The organism is Starkeya sp. ORNL1, assembly GCF_012971745.1.
In the GTDB taxonomy this organism is placed as follows: Bacteria; Pseudomonadota; Alphaproteobacteria; order Rhizobiales; family Xanthobacteraceae; genus Ancylobacter.
Genome location: NZ_CP048834.1, coordinates 2,746,198 through 2,763,225, shown reverse-complemented (window position 1 = coordinate 2,763,225; position 17,028 = coordinate 2,746,198). Strand labels below are relative to the sequence as shown.

The following is a 17,028-nucleotide window of genomic DNA, read 5'->3' as shown; positions in this document are numbered from 1 at the left end:
GCCGGCGGCGGGAACTGGCGTGCTGTTTCGGGCGTCCGGGGGCGGGCGCTGTACGGAACTGCCGCGCCGAACAGGGAACGGGCGGAAACAGGGACAATTCGTGTTGCGGGGGCCTGCGAATTCATTGTCCGGACGATTCGTTCGGGGCGCCATCTGCGCCGCCGCAATACTGTTTGGCGCGAGCACGCCGGGCGGCCTTGCCGTGGCGTGGGCCGACAGCCGGGCCGCGGCTGGGCCGAGCCTTGGCGAGCCGGCAGGCCGCGACGAGGTGGATCTCGAGCTGGTCATCGCGTCGGACGTGTCGACCTCGATGGACCGCCAGGAGAAGGCGCTGCAGCTCGGTGGATTCGTCGCCGCCTTCCGCGATGCCGAGGTGCAGCGCGCGATCATGCGTGGCGTGCGCGGGCGCATCGCCGTCATCTATGTCGAGTGGGGCGGCGAGGGCCGCCAGCGCGTCGTCGTGCCGTGGACGCTGATCGACGGGCCGGCAGCGGCCGCCGCCTTTGCTGACAGGTTGGACAAGACCTCTCCGGGCCGCATGACGTTCGGCACCGCAATGGGCGAGGCACTGGAATTCTGCTCCGGGCTTTTCGATATCAACGGCTATGTCGGCGATCGCCGCGTCATCGACATTTCCGGCGACGGCATCTCCAATCGCGGCCGGCCGCTCGATGTGGCACGCGCCCAGGCGCTGGCCCGCGGCATCACCATAAATGGCCTGCCGATCGTCTATCATGAGCCGCAGCAGGTCGCCGGGGATATCACCGTCTTTGCGCCGGGCGAACTGACCGCGTACTTCGTGGATGAGGTGATCGGCGGGCCGGATAGTTTCATCGTGCCGATCACCGCGATGGATGCCTATAGCGAGGCGATCCGCCACAAGCTGATCCGCGAGATCGCCGGTACCCCACCGGGCGGCGCCGATTTCTCGGCGCTGAGCGAACCGGATTTCCGCCGGTAAATCCAGATCGGTCGTCATCCCCGGCCTCGTGCCGGGGATCTCGATTCCTGACAGTGCCTCAGAGGCCGAGACAAGCCCGGCCATGACAGCGGAATTGCGTGCTCTCAAATATCCAGCGTGTTGTCGCGCTCCCACTGGGTGAGATGGCGGGCGTAGGAGTTCCATTCCTCGCTCTTCAGCTTGAGATAGCCGTCGATGAGCGGGGCGCCGAGCGCGGAGCGCAGCACGTTGGAACGGGCGAGCGCGCGCAGCGCGTCGAGCAGGTTCAGCGGCAGCCGCTTGGCGCCGCGCACCTTGTGGCCCTCGGTGTACATGTTGATGTCGAGCCGCTTGCCCGGATCGCGCTGGTTCTGCACGCCGTCGAGGCCGGCGGCGAGCACTGCGGCGGGGAGCAGATAAGGGTTCGCCGCGCCGTCGGCGAGACGGAACTCGAACCGCCCGGCATCGGGGATGCGGATCATGTGGGTGCGGTTATTGCCGGTATAGGTCACTGTGTTGGGCGCCCAGGTGGCACCGGAGACGGTGCGCGGCGCATTGATGCGCTTGTAGCTGTTCACCGTCGGGTTGGTGATGGCGCAGATCGCATCGGCCGAGTGGATCAGCCCGCCGATGAAGTGATAGCCGATCTCAGACAGGCCAAGCTCGCCATCGGGATCGGCGAACACGTTGGTGTCGCCCTGCCACAGCGAGGTGTGCATGTGGCAGCCCGAGCCGGTGAGGTCGATGAAGGGCTTGGGCATGAAGGTGGCGCGCAGCCCGTGCTTCTCGGCGATCGACTTGACCATGTATTTGAAGAACACGTGGCGGTCGGCGGTGATGAGGGCGTCGTCATAGGTCCAGTTCATCTCGAACTGGCCGTTGGCGTCCTCATGGTCGTTCTGGTAGCAGCCCCAGCCGAGCGTCAGCATGGCGTCGGAGATTTCGCTGATGACGTCGAAGCGGCGCATCAGGGCCGACTGGTCGTAGCAGGGCTTGGGCGCATTATCGGCGGGATCGGAGATGCCCGAGGCATCCGGAGTGATGAGGAAATACTCGCACTCGACGCCGGTCTTCATCTGGTAGCCGATGGAATCGGCACCCATCAGCGTGTTCTTCAGCACGTTGCGCGGTGCCTGGGCGACCAGCTCGTCATTCATCACGAGGTCGGAGGCGAGCCAGCCGATCTCCGGCTTCCAGGGCAGCTGGATCAGGCTGTCGGGATCGGGCACGGCGAACAGGTCGGGATCGGCCGGCGTCATGTCCAGCCAGGTGGCGAAGCCGGCAAAGCCGGCGCCCGCCTTCTGCATCTCGCCGATCGCCTGCGCCGGCACCAGCTTGGCGCGCAGCCCGCCGAACAGATCGACATAGGAGATGAGGAAATACTTGATGCCGCGGTCCTTCGCGACCTTCGCCAGATCGGTAGCCATTCGTCGGTCCTGTTCCCCTGCGGCCCGTTCCGGGCTCGTGTCGTGCGTCGTGCGCGGCGCTCGGCTTCAGCATCCTTCGAGGCTCGCTGCGCTCGCACCTCAGGATGACGTGGTTCTAAAAGCGACGTCATCCTGAGGTGCCGGCCAACGGCCGGCCTTGAAGGATGTTCGTTCAGAAAGTTCCGTTCTTCCCCGGTATCCAGTCCGTCCCCGCCAGCGGGACCTGCGCCATCGCTGCCGCCTCGATGGTCAGCGCGACGAGGTCCTCCGGCTCCAGATTGTGCACATGGCTCTTGCCGCAGGCGCGGGCGATGGTCTGCGCCTCCAGCGTCAGCACGGCGAGATAATTGGCGAGCCGGCGGCCGGCGGCGACAGGATCGAGCCGCGCCATCAGCGCCGGGTCCTGCGTGGTGATGCCGGCGGGGTCGCGGCCCTCGTGCCAGTCGTCATAGGCGCCGGCGCGGGTGCCGAGCGCCTCGTACTCGGCGGCGTAATGCGGGTCGTTGTCGCCGAGCGCCACCAGCGCCGCGGTGCCGATGGCGACCGCGTCGGCCCCGAGCGCCAGCGCTTTCGCCACATCGGCGCCGTTGCGGATGCCGCCGGAGACGATGAGCTGCACCTTGCGGTGCATGCCGAGCTCCTGCAGCGCCTTCACCGCCTGCCGCACCGCCGCCAGCGTCGGGATGCCGACATTCTCGATGAACACTTCCTGCGTCGCCGCGGTGCCGCCCTGCATGCCGTCGACGACGACCACGTCGGCGCCGGACTTCACCGCCAGCGCGGTGTCGTAATAGGGCCGCGCCGCGCCGACCTTCACATAGATCGGCTTTTCCCAGTCGGTGATCTCGCGCAATTCTTCGATCTTGATCTCGAGATCGTCCGGCCCGGTCCAGTCCGGATGGCGGCAGGCCGAGCGCTGATCGATGCCGGCCGGCAGCGTGCGCATGCTCGCGACGCGCTCGGTGATCTTCTGGCCGAGCAGCATGCCGCCGCCGCCGGGCTTGGCGCCCTGGCCGACCACCACCTCGATGGCGTCGGCGCGGCGCAGATCGTCCGGGTTCATGCCGTAGCGCGAGGGCAGGTACTGATAGACCAGCTTGGAGGAGTGGCCGCGCTCCTCATTGGTCATGCCGCCATCGCCGGTGGTGGTCGAAGTGCCCATCGCCGAGGCGCCGCGTCCCAGCGCCTCCTTGGCATTGGCGGAGAGCGAACCGAAGCTCATGCCGGCAATGGTGACCGGGATCTTCAATTCGATCGGCTTCCTGGCGAAGCGGGTGCCGAGCACGACCTCGGTCGAGCACTTCTCGCGATAGCCTTCCAGCGGATAGCGCGAGATCGAGGCGCCGAGGAACAGCAGGTCGTCGAAATGCGGGACCTTGCGCTTCGCCCCGCCGCCGCGAATGTCATAGATGCCGGTCGCCGCCGCGCGGCGGATCTCCGAGAGCGTGTATTCATCGAAGGTCGCCGAAGCGCGGGGCAAGGTCTGCGGCGGTTTGCGCGGCGTGTTGGTGATGTCGTTCATCGCCGGCCTCAGTAGCTCGACACGTTGTCGACGTGGAAATGATAGAGCGTGCGGCCCGAGCCGTAGCGGCGGAACTCGCCGATATCGACTTCGCCAAGGATTCCGGCGGCTTCCAGCTTGCTGGCCAGCAGAGCGCGATGCTCGTCGCGCAACCCCTTCTCGATGCAGTCGGCCCCTAAGCTCGCCACCGAGCCGCGCACGAACAGCTTCGCCTCATAGAGGCTGTCGCCGAGCGCCTCGCCGGCATCCCCAAGCACCACCAGCGCGCCGGCCTGCGCCATGAAGGCGCTCATATGGCCGACCGAGCCCTTCACCACGATGTCGACGCCCTTCATCGAGATGCCGCAGCGCGCCGAGGCATTGCCATCGATGATGATGAGACCGCCGCAGCCGGTGGCGCCGGCGGACTGGCTGGCGTCGCCCTTCACATGGACGAGGCCCGACATGATGTTCTCGGCGACGCCGACGCCGGCATTGCCGTTCACGATCACCGTGGCGAGCTTGTTCATGCCGGCGCAGTAATAGCCGGCATGGCCGTCGATCTCGACGGTGACAGGGGCGTCGATGCCGGCAGCGAGCGCGTGCCGGCCGCGCGGATTGAGCACCTGCCACCTTGTGGCGTTGGTGTCAGCCTTCAAGGCGTGCAGCGCGGCGTTCAGCTCGCGCACGCTCGACGTCGAAAGATCGACGACGCGCGCGCCCGTCGGCGTATCGAGTTCCAGCACACTCATGCTGCGTGTTCCCAGAAATAGACCTTGCCCGGCTCCGGCTCCCAGACCTTGGCATGCTCGATGCCCGGCAGGTCGACGAGGGCGCGATATTCCGAGCCGAAGGCGACATAGCGGTCGGTCTCGGCCAGCACGGCCGGCTTGCAGGCGATCGGATCGCGCAGCACGCCGAAGCCGCTCTCGGTGCCGACCACGAAGGTATAGAAGCCGTCGAGATCGTCGAGCGAATGGGTCAGCGCCTCGCCCAGCGTGTCGCCCGCCTTCATGCGGTGGGTGAGATAGGCGGCGGCCACTTCGCTGTCATTGTCGGTGGCGAGTCTCAGCCCCTCGCGCTCCAGCTCGCGGCGCACCCCGGCATGGTTGGACAGCGAGCCATTGTGCACCAGGCACTGGTCCGGCCCGGTAGAGAAGGGGTGGGCGCCGTCGGTGGTCACCGCGCTTTCGGTCGCCATGCGGGTGTGGCCGATGGCGTGGGTGCCGCTCATGGTGTCGAGCGCGAAGCGGGTCGCCACCTGCGAGGGCAGGCCGACCTCCTTGTAGAGCTCCATGCGCGATCCCGCGCCGACGATCCGCATTTCCGGCGCCACCTCAGCCAGCGCCGCGCGCACCGTCGCTTCCTCTGCCGCAGGCACGGTCAGCACGGCGTGGGTGGCACGTGGCGAGACGCTGACGAGGACGTCGGTGGCCGCCTCGATCCGGGCGCCGAGCACGGCGAAGTCCGTGCCTTCGGGCCCACGCACGGTGAGCTTCACCATGCCCGGCGCGCCCGCGCCATAGACCGCGAAACCCGCCGAATCCGGCCCGCGGTCGCACATCACGCCGAGCATGCCGGCGATCAGCGCGCCGAGCTCAGGCTCCAGCGTCTTGTCCTTGAGAAACAGACCGACAATGCCGCACATCGGCAGAGCCTCCGAATGATCGGGAATGACTGACGACGCTTGTAGGCGCGGGGAGGAGAGGCGTCAACGGGAGGGAATATAATTTTCCTTGAGAGAAACAGCCGCCGAGCTACGTCATCCTGAGGTGCGAGCGACAGCGAGCCTCGAAGGATGTTGAAGCAGAAGGCGTTCATCCGGGACGGACATCCTTCGAGGCCGCTTCGCGGCGCCTCAGGATGACGTTGCTCAGTATGGCGGTCACCGCACCTCGCGCGGATAGATGATGATCGACAGATACGTCATCGGCCGCACCAGCAATTCCTCCGGCCCGTGATTGGCGCCGCTATCGAACAGCAGAGAGTCGCCCGGGCGCAGATGATAGACGCGGTCGCCGTGGCGATAGATCGCCTCGCCGCTCAGCATGTGGATGAACTCCACCCCGGCATGGCGGAAGCCGGTATAGGGCACCGCCTCCTCGCTCAGCGTGATGAGATAGGGTTCCACCGCCACCTCGCCGCCGAGCGCATGGCCGAGCAACTCATACTGGTGCCCGACCTTGGTGCCGCGCCGCTCGATGTGCACGCCCTGGCCGGCCGGAACGAAGGAACAGTCGCGCTTCTCCTCGAAGCTGGCGAACAGCGTCGAGAGCGGCACGTTCAGCACGTTGGAGATCGCCTGCAGCGTGCCGAGCGAGGGAGAGATCAGCCCGTTCTCGATCTTCGAGAGCATGCCGACCGAAATGCCGGCGGCGCTGGCAAGGTCCGAGACGGTGAGGTCGAGCCCGCGCCGCACCGTGCGCACCTGAAGGCCGAGCGCCTGTTCGAGCGTGCGCTCCACCGCGGCCGGCGCCCCCGATCCGGTACGCAGGTCGTCCGGCACGCCCTCAGCGGCTCTGCTCTCGCGCGGCTTCGTCGGCACCCTGTCGCAACTCCCGATTCATGCATAAGCTTACGCGAGAGGTGAGCCGGCTGGTAGGACGCCGTCACGCACGTCGCCAATGCACCGTCACAGTACCTTGGCATTCATCGTGCATCGCTTCGCAGGTGCGACCTCCCGGCCGCTAAAGCCATGTGAAAGCTTCCATGTACGATTACGACATGATCGTCATCGGCAGCGGCCCCTCCGGGCGCCGCGCTGCCGTGCAGTCCGCCAAGCTCGGCAAGTCGGTACTGGTGGTCGAGAAGGGCCGCCGTGTCGGCGGCGTCTCGGTGCACACCGGCACCATCCCCTCCAAGACGCTGCGCGAGACGGTGCTGAACCTCTCCGGCTGGCGCGAGCGCGGCTTCTATGGCCGCTCCTACCGCGTCAAGCAGGATATCGAGGCCTCCGACCTCTTGGCTCGCCTGCACAAGACGCTCGACCATGAGGTTGAGGTGCTGGAGCATCAGTTCAACCGCAACGGCGTGAAGATGATGCGCGGCGAGGCCCGCTTCACCTCGCCGCATTCGGTCGAGGTGATGAGCGAGAATGGCGACAACCATGTCGTCACCGGCGAATATCTGCTGATTTCCTGCGGCACCAAGCCGTTCCGGCCGGACTACGTCCCGTTCAACGGGCTGAACGTGTTCGACAGCGACGAGATCATCGAGCTGCCGCGCCTGCCGCGCAGCCTCACCGTGATCGGCGCCGGCGTCATCGGCGTCGAATACGCCACCATCTTCTCGGCGCTGGACGTGCAGGTAACGCTGATCGAACCGCGCGGCAGCTTCCTCGACTTCATCGACAAGGAACTGATCGAGGAATTCACCCACGAACTGCGCGATCGCAATGTGCTGCTGCGGCTCGGTTCCAAGGTCGAGGAGATCAAATTCGATCCGCAGGGCAAGCCCGTGGCGCGGCTCTCCGACGGGCGCACCGTGGTCTCGGAGATGCTGCTGTTCGCCGCCGGCCGCGTCGGCGCCACCGACAGCCTGAGCCTGGAGTCCGCCGGCATCGAGGTCGACCATCGCAACCGCATCAAGGTCGATCCCAAGACGCTGCAGACCTCGGTGGAGCACATCTATGCGGCCGGCGACGTCATCGGCTTCCCGAGCCTCGCCTCGACCTCGATGGAGCAGGGCCGCCTCGCCGCGTGCCACGCCTTCGGCCTCGCGCCGCCGCCGCCGCCGGAATTCTTCCCCTATGGCATCTATTCGGTGCCGGAGATATCGACGGTGGGCATGACCGAGGAGGAGGTGAGGAAGCGCGAAATCCCCTACGAGTGCGGCATCGCCCGGTTCCGCGAGACCTCGCGCGGCCACATCATGGGGCTGAGCACCGGCATGATGAAGATGATCTTCTCGGTGAAGACCCGGCGTCTGCTCGGCGTGCATATCGTCGGCGAGGGCGCCACCGAGCTGATCCATATCGGCCAGGCGGTGCTGAACCTCAAAGGCACCATCGACTATTTCATCGAGAACACCTTCAACTACCCGACCCTCGCCGAAGCCTACAAGATCGCCGGGCTGGATGCGTGGAACCGCATGGCGAGGGGGTAGGCGGTATCAGGACGGGTTCACGACACGAAAGTTTGTTTCGTCCGGGCCGTGAATTCGACCATGGAATTATAGGAAGCGGCCGAAAGGCCGTTCAATCCGATCGCCTCCGGGTATATGACGGCGCCCAGTCGCTTGCGGGCGCCGGGGCGTAGCACGCCGGCCCGCGAAACTTACGGGCGCAACAGCCGGCCGGAGCATATTCCGCAAAAGTTGAATGACTTTTGCGATCAGAATTTGCTCCAGCATCTGCTGTCGCCGCGCCCCGTTCGGAGCCTTCCCGTCCATGTCCATCGCCGCCACCGCGGAACGCCCGCAGCCTTCCGTCGCCAATCCGCGCTCGCGCGTCATCCTCGCCAGCCTGATCGGCACGACGATCGAGTTCTATGATTTCTACGTCTATGCCACGGCGGCGGTGCTGGTGTTCCCGCATCTGTTCTTCCCGACCGGCAACGACACGGTGGCGCTGCTCGCCTCGCTGGCGGTGTTCGGCGCGGCAATGGTGGCGCGCCCGCTGGGCGCGATCTTCTTCGGCCATCTCGGCGACAAGCGCGGTCGCAAGGTCACCCTCGTCGGTGCGCTACTCACCATGGGCGTCGCCACCTTCCTGATCGGCGCGCTGCCGACCTATGCGGTGGCCGGCTGGCTGGCCCCGGCGCTCCTCGTCGTGCTGCGCCTCGCCCAGGGCTTCGCCCTCGGCGGCGAATGGAGCGGGGCGGCTCTCGTCGCCACCGAGAACGCCCCGGCCGGCAAGCGCGCCATGTTCGGTACCTTCCCACAGCTCGGCGCGCCGATCGGCTTCATCATCGCCAACGGCCTATTCTTGCTGATTGCCGCCGTGCTGCCCTCCGACGATCCGTCCCGCCCGTCGCAGGCCTTCCTTGACTGGGGCTGGCGCATTCCGTTCCTGTTCTCGGTGGTGATGGTGGTGGTCGGGCTCTGGGTCCGGCTCAATCTGGTCGAGAGCACCGCCTTCGAGAAGACGGTGAAGACCGGGCAGGTGCAGCGCGTGCCGCTGGCGGCGGCGTTCCAGAACAATTGGCGCGAGCTGATCCTCGGCACCTTCTACATGCTGGCGACTTATGTGCTTTTCTATCTGATGACGACCTTCTCGCTCAGCTATGGCCGCGCCTCGCCGACCGCTGCTGTGCCTGGCCTCGGTTATGACTACCGCACCTTCGTGCTGATGATGATCGGCGGCGTGGTGTTCTTCGGCATCTTCACCCTGCTGTCCGGCCCCTGGGCGGATCGCTGGGGGCGCCGCCGCACGCTGATCTGCATCACCCTCGCCATCATCGTGTTCGGCCTCATCTGGGTGCCGATGCTCTCGGTTGGCCCGGTCGGCGTGATGGCGTGGTTGATCCTCGGCTTCAGCCTGATGGGCATGACCTTCGGCCCTATGGGCGCGCTGCTGCCCGAGCTGTTCCCGGCCAATGTGCGCTACACCGGCTCCGGCATTTCCTACAATGTCTCGTCGATCCTCGGCGCCGCGGTCGCGCCCTTCATCGCCGTGGCGCTGTGGCAGGCCGGGGCGGGAAGCCCGTTCTGGGTCGGGGTCTACCTGTCCTCGATGGCCTGCCTGACCCTGATCGCCCTGCTGCTCGGCAAGGAAACCCAGCACGTCGACATCGAGGCGTGATTTCAGAGAGCCACGTCATCCTGAGGTGCTCGGGCAATGCCCGAGCCTCGAAGGATGTTCAAGCCGATGATCATTGCTCGGCTTCAGCATCCTTCGAGGCTCGCTGCGCTCACGCCTCAGGATGATGTCGCTCGTTGGATCCGCCGCGCCGCCGTCAGCGTGTTCTGCAGCAGGCACGCGATGGTCATCGGGCCGACGCCGCCGGGCACCGGGGTGATCGCCCCGGCAATGCCCTGCGCTTCCGCAAACGCGACGTCGCCGACGAGGCGTGACGTGCCGGCATCCCCCACTACTCGGTTGATGCCGACATCGATCACCGTGGCGCCCGGCTTGATCCAGTCGCCGCGCACCATCTCCGGACGCCCGACGGCGGCGATGAGGATGTCGGCCTGCCGGCATTCGCCCGGCAGGTCGCGGGTGCGCGAATGGGCGATGGTCACCGTACAGTCCTCGCGCAGCAGCAATTGCGCCACCGGCTTGCCGACGATGTTGGAGCGGCCGAGCACCACCGCCTTCAGCCCGGCGAGCGGGCCAAGCTCGTGCTTCAGCAGCATCACGCAGCCGAGCGGCGTGCAGGGCACCAGCGCCTCCAGCCCGATCGCGAGCCGGCCGGCATTCACCACATGGAAGCCGTCGACATCCTTGGCCGGATCGATGGTGGCGAGCACCTTTTGCGCGTCGATATGCGCCGGCAGGGGCAATTGCACGAGGATGCCGTGCACGCCCGGGTCGCGGTTCAGCGCCTCGACCAGCGCCAGAACCGCGGCTTCCGGCTCGTCGGCCGGCAGCTTGTATTCGAACGAGGCCATGCCGGCTTCCGCCGTTTGCTTCGCCTTGTTGCGCACATAGACCGAGCTGGCGGGATCCTCGCCCACCAGCACCACGGCAAGGCCGGGCCGCACCCCGGTCTCGGCGAGGAAGCCGGTGACTTCCTTCCCGATCCGCGCCCGAAGCCCTTCCGCGAACGCCTTGCCGTCGATCCGTCGGGTTTCCACCATGGCGTCAGTCCCGGAACACAACGGTCTTGTGACCGTTCGTCAGCACCCGGTCATCGAGGTGCCAGGCCAGCGCACGGGCCAGCACGCGGCGCTCGATGTCGCGGCCCTTGCGCACCAGATCCTCGGCGGAATCCTGGTGGCTGATGCGCTCGACGTCCTGCTCGATGATCGGGCCCTCATCGAGGTCGGAGGTCACGTAATGCGCCGTGGCGCCGATCAGCTTCACGCCGCGCGAATGCGCCTGGTGATAGGGCTTGGCGCCCTTGAAGCCGGGCAGGAAGGAGTGGTGGATGTTGATGCAACGCCCGGCGAGCTTGGCCGAGAGTCCATCCGAGAGCACCTGCATGTAGCGGGCGAGCACCGCGACCTCGGAGCCCGAGGACTGGAACAACGCCCAGAGCTGCGCCTCCTGCTCCATCTTGGTCGCCTTGGTGACGGGCAGATAGTGGAACGGGATGCCTGCGAAATCGAGATGCGCGTACGTCTCGCGCGGATAGTTCGAGGCGATGGCGGCGATTTCCATCGAGATCTCGCCGATGCGCCAGCGATAGAGCAGGTCGGCGAGGCAATGGTCGAACTTCGAGACCAGCAGCATCACCCGGCGCTTCTCGCTGCGCGCGCGCATCTGCCAGTCGAGCTTGAGCCCTTCGGCAACCACTTTGAAGCCGCCCTTGATGGCATCGAAACTGGCCTCACCCTCGACGCGGTTGAACACCACCCGCATGAAGAAGCGGCCGCTCTCGGTGTCGTCGAACTGCTGGGCGTCGAGGATGTTGCAGCCCTGCTCGAACAGGAAGGTGGCGACGCCGGCGACGATGCCGGGCCGGTTCGGGCAGGAGAGCGTGAGCACGAAATGTTCGTCGGTCATCTGAGTTCTCGTCGCAGGCCCAGGGCAGCGCACATCGCGGTGCGACACCTCTCCGGGCGGTATTAGGGAAAATGCGGGCGGGAGGGAAGCGCGCGCCGCGCCGCCGTCAACCTCGTCCGGGATCGAGCCGGAGGCCGTATTCCGCCGCGCTGGCGACAAGGAAGCGCGAAAAGGCGGGAGCGAAGCTGCGCGCGACCAGCACCCGGTAGCCGGTCTCGGCTGTGCGCCACAGCGTCGCGCCGATATGGGCCATGTCGGTGACGGCGACGTCGCCCGGCTTGAAGACCGCCGGGTCGAGGTCGACCATCACGCCCTTGGCGAGCAGGTCGAGAACGCGCGGGCCGGCGAGATCGAAGGCGATGACCGCGTCGCTCTGCTCGGTGATCGCGGCCTCCTCACTGAGCGCGTCGGCAAGCTCGTCGGCGAGATCGGCGCGCGTCTGCGAGACCGCGAGCCAGCGCCCCGGCGCGGTGCCGAGCAGCGCGAGGTCAGGCCCGCCGGCGGCGCGCGGCCCGTCAGCCAGCGTCAGGCCGAACGCCGTTTCCACACGCGCTTTCAAAGCGCCGGCCGTCCCGTGGCGCGCAGCCAGCGTGGCAATGGCAAGATCCTCGCGCACCACGGCCACGACGCCCGGCTCACCGGAGCGGCCATAGACACCGAACGGCGCCATGGCATCGATCGGCAGTCGGTCCAGCAGGGTGCTCATCACGAAGCTTCCAAATATTCGTCATCCCGGCCAAGCGCCGCAGGCGCGCCGAGCCGGGATCGCCTGCCGAAAGAGGACCCTCTTCTGTCGCACGATCCCGGCTCGCGGCTGCGCCGCGTCCGGGATGACGACTTCATGGCTTTATCCACGCAGCCGCTCCCCGTCCGGATCGACGAAGCCGGGCGCGCAGACGTCGACCAGCACATCGCCGCCGCGGACCGGGTCACAGGCCCGTACCCGCTCGCCGATGCGCTCCGGTCCCCGCTTGAGGAGGCCGAGCCCGATCCAGTGCCCGAGCGTCGGCGAATAGGCCACGGAAGTCATGTAGCCCTCGTCATGATCGACGTCCGTCGGCTTGCCCTCGGCAATGAAATGCGCCCCGGCCCGCAGCCGCGAGGTGCCGTCCACCGGCTTGAAGCCGATGAGGCTCGGCCGCTCCGGATCGGTCAGCCCCGGCCGGCCGGCCATGACGCGGCCGATATAGTCCTTCTTGGTCGAGGCCATGCGGCCAAGGCCGAGGTCGCGCGCCGTGGTCTGGCCTGACAATTCATTGCCGGAGACGTGCCCCTTCTCGATCCGCATCACGCCGAGCGCTTCGGTGCCGTAAGGCGTGATGCCGAACTCCGAGCCCGCCGCCATCAGCGCCTCGGTCAGGGCTTCGCCGTGGCGCGCCGGCACCGCGATCTCATAGCCGAGCTCGCCGGAGAAGGAGAGGCGGAACAGCCGGGCGCGGACGCCGTCCATCACCTGCGCCTCCACCGCGCCCATGAAGGGCAGCCCGTCATTGGAGACGTCGACGCCGGCATCGACCACGCGGGCCAGCACGTCGCGGGCGCGCGGCCCGGCAATGGCGATCTGTGCCCATTGCTCGGATACCGAGGCCAGCGTGACATCGAGCTCCGGCCACAGCACCTGGAGGCAGAATTCGAGGTGCTGATAGACCTTTGCCGCGTTCGCGGTGGTGGTCGTCATCACATAATGATCCGGCCCGAGGCGCGCCGTGGTGCCGTCATCCATCACCATGCCGTCCTCGCGCAGCATGATGCCGTAGCGTGCCTTGCCGATCGGCAGCGTCGAGAAGGTGTTGATATAGACGCGATCGAGGAAGGCGCCGACGTCCACGCCCTGCAGGTCGATCTTGCCGAAGGTCGAGACGTCGATCAGCCCGACCGAGGACCGCACCGCCGCCACCTCGCGGTTCACCGTCTCCAGCCAGTCGGCCTCATCGCCTCTCGGGAAATATTGCGCGCGCAGCCACAGCCCGGTCTCGACGAAGCGCGCGCCGTTGCGCGTCGCCCAGGCGTGGGTCGGGGTGAGGCGGGTCGGCTTGAAGTCCTTGCCGCGATGATGGCCGGCGAGCGCACCGATGGCGACCGGGCTGTAGGGCGGGCGATAGATGGTGGTGCCGACCTCGGAGATCCGCGTGCCGCTCAGCTTGGCCATGATGGCAAGGCCGACAAGGTTCGAGGTCTTGCCCTGGTCGGTCGCCATGCCGAGCGTCGTGTAGCGCTTGAGGTGCTCGACCGGGCGGAAGCCCTCGGCATGAGCGATGGCGATGTCCTTGGCGGTGACGTCGTTCTGCAGATCGACGAAGGCATCGCCCTTGGCGCCGGCCACGTGCCAGAACGGCTGGATCGTGGTCTCGATGTCGTCGGCGCGGGGGATGTCCGGCAGGGCGCCCGAGAAACCGAGATCGGCGGCCGCGGCCATGCCCCGCTCCGCGCCTTCCCGCAGGATGGCGGCAAGGCTGGATAGGCCGGTCGCCGCTCCGGCAACGCTCAAGCCAGGGGGCGCGGTGCCCGGCACGAAGGCGGCGATTTCCGCGTTCCATACCGGCTTGCCGCCATGATGGCAGGTCAGATGGACGTTCGGCGACCAGCCGCCGGAGACCGCGAGCCCGTCCACCGCCAGCGTGTCGTTGACGCCGTCGACCGCGATGTCGATCTCGCGCAGCGAGCGTCCGCCGCGCGTCGCCGTCACCGCGCCCTTGAAGAGGCCGCGAATGCTGCGCCGCTGCGCCTCGTCGGCCAGCGCGGGCGCTACCTGGTCGCGCACATCGATGATCGCGGCGACCTCGATGCCGGCGGCGGCCGCATCGAAGGCGGCACGCCATGCCGTGTCGTTGTTCGCGAACACCGCGAGCCGCCGCGCGGTGCCGACGCCGAAGCGGTTGGCATAGGCCTGCACCGCGCCGGCCATCATCACGCCGGGCCGGTCATTGCCGCGGAACACGATGCTGCGCTCGGTAGCGCCGGCCGCCAGCACGGCGCGCCTGGCATGGATGCGCCACAGCCGCTGGCGCGGCTGGTACGGCGCCGGCTCGGCAACATGGTCCGCGACGCGCTCCAGTGCGCCATAAATGCCGCCATCATAGACGCCGAACACGGTGGTGCGCGTCATCAGCCGCACGTTCGGCATCGAGGCCAGCTCGGCCGTGATCCGCGCGGCGAAACCCCAACCCGCCTCGCCGCCGACCTCGCGCGCCTCGGCGTTGAGCCGGCCGCCGGGCAGGAAATCCTCGTCGGCAAGGATCACCCGAGCGCCCGCGCGCGCAGCGGTGAGCGCCGCCATCAGCCCGGCCGGCCCGGCGCCGATCACCAGTACGTCGCAGAAGGCGTTGGCCTTCTCGTAATGGTCCGGATCGGCCTCTTCGGCGCCGCCGCCGAGCCCGGCGGCGCGGCGGATGAAGGGCTCGTAGTGCTTCTCCCAGAAGCTCGCCGGCCACATGAAGGTCTTGTAGTAGAAGCCGGCACCGAGGAACGGCGCGATCAGCCCGTTCAGCGACAGTACATCGAAGGCGAGCGAGGGCCAGCGGTTCTGGCTGGCGGCATCCAGCCCCTCATAAAGCTCGACCGTGGTCGCCCGCGTATTCGGCTCGCGGTGTGCGCCGCTGCGCAATTCGACCAGCGCGTTCGGCTCCTCCGAGCCGGCCGTGAGGATGCCGCGTGGACGGTGATATTTGAACGAGCGCCCGACGAGGCGCACATCATTCGCCAGCAGCGCCGAGGCCAGCGTGTCGCCGGGATGGCCACGATAGGCCTTGCCGTCGAAGCTGAAGCCAATCGTGCGCGAACGGTCGACCAGCGCGCGCTTGGCGAGACGGCTCATGGCGCCGGCCTCGCGAGATCCGCGCCGGCAATGGCATGAGTGCGGGTGTCGCGGGCGACTTTCACCCACTGGCGGCAGCCGGAGGCGTGGTACCACCACTCCGCATGCGCGCCGGCCGGATTGTCGCGCAGATAGACATAGTCGTGGAAGCGCGCCTCAGCGTCGGGCGCCGCCGGATCAGGCCGCATCACCGTCGCATCGCCGAGATAGGCGAACTCATGCGCATCGCGCTCGCCGCAATAGGGACAGGGAATGCGCATCAGGCAAACTCCGGTCGCGCCAGATGCCCCTCACCCAAACCCTCTGCCCCACGGGGAGAGGGGGAAGTCAGGAAGCGCGACCAGCGCCCTCTCCCCGACGGGGAGAGGGGTGGGGTGAGGGGGAGTACGCCAACCGTCATCAGTGCAGGTTCGGCTGCGCGCCGACTCCCTTTTCGTCGATCAGGTGCCCGGTGCGGAAGCGGTCGAGCCGGAAGGCGGCGCCGACTTGGTGCGGCTCGCCGCGCGCCAGCAGATGCGCGAAGCTCCAGCCGGAGGCCGGTGTCGCCTTGAAGCCGCCATAGCACCAGCCGGCATTGAGAAAGAGCCCGGGCAGCGGCGTCGCGTCGATGATCGGCGAGCCGTCCATCGACATGTCCATGATGCCGCCCCAGTGGCGCAGCAGCCGCAGCCGGCCTATGCGCGGCATCAAGGCCATGCCGCCCTCGCAGACATCCTCGATCACCGGCAGATTGCCGCGCTGGGCGTAGGAATTGTAGCCGTCGATATCGCCGCCGAAGACCAGCCCGCCCTTGTCGGACTGGCTGATATAGAAATGCCCGGCGCCGAAGGTGACGACGCCGTCGATCAGCGGCTTCAGCCCTTCGGAGACGAAGGCCTGCAGCACATGGCTCTCGATCGGCAGGCGCAGGCCCGCCATGGCGGCGACGCGCGAGGTGTTCCCCGCCACCGCCATCCCGACCTTGCCGGCGCGGATCGCGCCGCGCGTGGTCTCGACGCCGATGATCCGCTCGCCCTCGCGGATGAAGCCGGTGACCTCGCAATTCTGAATGATGTCGACGCCAAGCCGGTCGGCGCCGCGCGCATAGCCCCACACCACGGCATCGTGCCGCGCCGTGCCGCCGCGGCGCTGCAGGAGCCCGCCCTGGATCGGGAAGCGGGCGTTGGCGAAATCGAGGAACGGGTACATCGCCAGTACGCCCTCGGCATCAAGCAGTTCGGCATCGACGCCGGTGAGCCGCATTGCATTGCCACGCCGCGCATAGGCGTCGCGCTGGGCGTCGGAATGATACAGGTTCAGCACGCCGCGCTGGCTGACCATGGCGTTGTAGTTCAGCTCCTGCTCCAGCCCCTCCCAGAGCTTCATCGACCATTCGTAGAACGGCTCGTTGCCGGGCAGCAGATAATTGGAGCGGATGATGGTGGTGTTCCGCCCGGCATTGCCGGAGCCGATGTACCCCTTCTCGATCACCGCGACATTGCGGATGCCGTGCACCTTGGCGAGGTAATAGGCCGTTGCCAGCCCGTGCCCGCCGCCGCCGATGATGACGACGTCATAGGCGGGCTTCGGCACCGCGTCGCGCCATGCCGGCTTCCAGCCCTTCTGGCCGGAGAGACCGTTGGCGATGATGCTGAGGAAGGAATAGCGCATGAGGGGTCCGGAACAGGCCAGGCGCCGAGCTATAATTGACCTTGGAACCAGCGGTAATATAAATTTTGCTTATAGTATCGCCCTCATCCT

At 67.3% G+C, this 17,028-nt stretch carries 14 protein-coding genes; 3 read left to right on the top strand and 11 right to left on the bottom strand.

Features of this window, described 5'->3' with window-relative positions:
- Nucleotides 1-202 precede the first annotated feature (202 nt).
- The gene (locus tag G3545_RS13155) at nucleotides 203-961 is read left to right on the top strand and encodes a DUF1194 domain-containing protein (RefSeq protein WP_170013260.1); all 759 of its coding nucleotides are present in this window, start codon (nucleotides 203-205) and stop codon (nucleotides 959-961) included.
- Between the two features lie 104 nt (nucleotides 962-1,065).
- On the opposite strand, the gene glnT is transcribed toward G3545_RS13155, so the two are convergent.
- The 5 genes from glnT to G3545_RS13130 form a co-directional block, all read right to left on the bottom strand.
- Entirely contained in the window at nucleotides 1,066-2,367 is a 1,302-nt protein-coding gene (gene glnT, locus G3545_RS13150; RefSeq protein ID WP_170013258.1) for a type III glutamate--ammonia ligase, read from the bottom strand.
- A gap of 172 nt (nucleotides 2,368-2,539) precedes the next feature.
- Nucleotides 2,540-3,889 (bottom strand): FMN-binding glutamate synthase family protein, encoded by a 1,350-nt coding sequence (locus G3545_RS13145; protein WP_170013256.1) that lies wholly within the window; start codon nucleotides 3,887-3,889, stop codon nucleotides 2,540-2,542.
- A gap of 8 nt (nucleotides 3,890-3,897) precedes the next feature.
- On the bottom strand, nucleotides 3,898-4,620 hold the full coding sequence (locus G3545_RS13140; protein WP_170013254.1) for a protein glxC: 723 nt from the start codon (nucleotides 4,618-4,620) through the stop codon (nucleotides 3,898-3,900).
- On the bottom strand, nucleotides 4,617-5,516 hold the full coding sequence (locus tag G3545_RS13135; RefSeq protein WP_170013253.1) for a glutamine amidotransferase family protein: 900 nt from the start codon (nucleotides 5,514-5,516) through the stop codon (nucleotides 4,617-4,619). Before G3545_RS13135 ends, G3545_RS13140 begins: the two co-directional genes overlap by 4 nt.
- 237 nt (nucleotides 5,517-5,753) lie before the next feature.
- On the bottom strand, nucleotides 5,754-6,413 hold the full coding sequence (locus G3545_RS13130) for an XRE family transcriptional regulator (RefSeq protein WP_170013251.1): 660 nt from the start codon (nucleotides 6,411-6,413) through the stop codon (nucleotides 5,754-5,756).
- Nucleotides 6,414-6,577: 164 nt separating this feature from the next.
- Here G3545_RS13130 and sthA point away from each other — a divergent pair, with 164 nt between their 5' ends.
- Nucleotides 6,578-7,972 (top strand): Si-specific NAD(P)(+) transhydrogenase, encoded by a 1,395-nt coding sequence (gene sthA / locus G3545_RS13125; RefSeq protein ID WP_170013249.1) that lies wholly within the window; start codon nucleotides 6,578-6,580, stop codon nucleotides 7,970-7,972.
- A 283-nt stretch (nucleotides 7,973-8,255) separates the two neighbouring features.
- Nucleotides 8,256-9,608, top strand: a complete 1,353-nt coding sequence (locus tag G3545_RS13120; RefSeq protein WP_170013247.1) for an MFS transporter — start codon at nucleotides 8,256-8,258, stop codon at nucleotides 9,606-9,608.
- Nucleotides 9,609-9,724: 116 nt separating this feature from the next.
- On the opposite strand, the gene folD is transcribed toward G3545_RS13120, so the two are convergent.
- The 6 genes from folD to G3545_RS13090 form a co-directional block, all read right to left on the bottom strand.
- Entirely contained in the window at nucleotides 9,725-10,606 is an 882-nt protein-coding gene (folD, locus tag G3545_RS13115; RefSeq protein ID WP_170013245.1) for a bifunctional methylenetetrahydrofolate dehydrogenase/methenyltetrahydrofolate cyclohydrolase FolD, read from the bottom strand.
- Nucleotides 10,607-10,610: 4 nt separating this feature from the next.
- Nucleotides 10,611-11,474: a formyltetrahydrofolate deformylase gene (gene purU / locus G3545_RS13110; protein WP_170013243.1), complete on the bottom strand. Its 864-nt coding sequence runs from the start codon at nucleotides 11,472-11,474 to the stop codon at nucleotides 10,611-10,613.
- Between the two features lie 106 nt (nucleotides 11,475-11,580).
- Nucleotides 11,581-12,180: a sarcosine oxidase subunit gamma family protein gene (locus G3545_RS13105; RefSeq protein WP_170013241.1), complete on the bottom strand. Its 600-nt coding sequence runs from the start codon at nucleotides 12,178-12,180 to the stop codon at nucleotides 11,581-11,583.
- A gap of 141 nt (nucleotides 12,181-12,321) precedes the next feature.
- Nucleotides 12,322-15,288: a sarcosine oxidase subunit alpha family protein gene (locus G3545_RS13100; RefSeq protein ID WP_170013239.1), complete on the bottom strand. Its 2,967-nt coding sequence runs from the start codon at nucleotides 15,286-15,288 to the stop codon at nucleotides 12,322-12,324.
- Nucleotides 15,285-15,548: a sarcosine oxidase subunit delta gene (locus tag G3545_RS13095; protein WP_170013237.1), complete on the bottom strand. Its 264-nt coding sequence runs from the start codon at nucleotides 15,546-15,548 to the stop codon at nucleotides 15,285-15,287. The genes G3545_RS13100 and G3545_RS13095 overlap by 4 nt, the downstream gene beginning before the upstream one ends.
- A 139-nt stretch (nucleotides 15,549-15,687) precedes the next feature.
- Nucleotides 15,688-16,938 carry a sarcosine oxidase subunit beta family protein gene (locus tag G3545_RS13090; RefSeq protein ID WP_170013235.1) on the bottom strand — a complete coding sequence of 417 codons (1,251 nt, stop codon included), beginning with the start codon at nucleotides 16,936-16,938 and terminating at the stop codon, nucleotides 15,688-15,690.
- Between the last annotated feature and the right edge of the window lie 90 nt (nucleotides 16,939-17,028).